This is a genomic window from Aquisphaera insulae (assembly GCF_011064615.1).
In the GTDB taxonomy this organism is placed as follows: Bacteria; Planctomycetota; Planctomycetia; order Isosphaerales; family Isosphaeraceae; genus Aquisphaera; species Aquisphaera insulae.
The window spans coordinates 1-333 of sequence record NZ_JAALJH010000285.1 but is presented as its reverse complement, the minus strand read 5'-3'; the positions used below and the strand labels follow the sequence as shown (position 1 = coordinate 333).

The window sequence follows — 333 nt, the reverse complement described above, 5'->3', positions numbered from 1 at the left end:
GGGCGTCGAAGAGGGATCGCATGAGGACAGGGGTGTGAGGTCCCTGGGTCGGCGGCGGTCGTGGCCCGTCCGAGGGAGGAGGGCGAGATGAGGAGTCGCTCAGGGGCCGGCCGCGAGGCTCCTCGAACCGGGTCCGGAGGGTGCGGGGCGGGGGGTCGTGAAGGCCGGCCGGCGAGGCGGGCGTGCGGGCTGCTCGCGACCCAGCCGGGCCGGTGGCCGCGACCGGCCGAGGGCCTCGAGCATCTCCTGCCAGTGCGATCCATGGAGGCCCAGGCGGACGAAGATCGAGGCCGCCTCGCGCGGCAAGGATGCCTTGCCGGCGCGATCGATCCG

The 333-nt window shown here is 75.1% G+C and carries 1 pseudogene; it reads right to left on the bottom strand.

Features of this window, described 5'->3' with window-relative positions:
• Nucleotides 1–99 precede the first annotated feature (99 nt).
• A pseudogene (locus G6O54_RS37160) lies at nucleotides 100–333 on the bottom strand (hypothetical protein); the annotation flags it as partial.